Source organism: Psychrobacter sp. TB55-MNA-CIBAN-0194 (genome assembly GCF_040309505.1).
Classification (GTDB): domain Bacteria; phylum Pseudomonadota; class Gammaproteobacteria; order Pseudomonadales; family Moraxellaceae; genus Psychrobacter; species Psychrobacter fozii.
Map to the genome: position 1 here is coordinate 1 of NZ_JBEOOW010000466.1, position 259 is coordinate 259.

At 43.2% G+C, this 259-nt stretch carries 1 protein-coding gene; it reads right to left on the minus strand.

Features of this window, described 5'->3' with window-relative positions:
• On the minus strand, positions 1-259 hold a 259-nt coding region (locus tag AAEY75_RS15910; protein WP_352260134.1), incomplete at both ends, for a hypothetical protein.

The window sequence follows — 259 nt, forward strand, 5'->3', positions numbered from 1 at the left end:
CGTATATACTTACGCCGTTATTAGTGTCGTAATCTCGGTATGCGTATTCGCTGCCTTCTAAAATGCGATACTCATCGGTGCGAATTTCTGCGCCCATAGCGAGTGAGTAATCATCAAAATTTTGAGTAAAATCTAAATTAAGCGTTTGTAGCGATAATTCCATACCGTAAGCATAGGCTTCACGCGGAATAGTGGCGCGAATATCAGCAGCGCTTAAGCCTTGGTCGTAGCGTAAAAAGTTAGCGTACGAGGCGTTAAT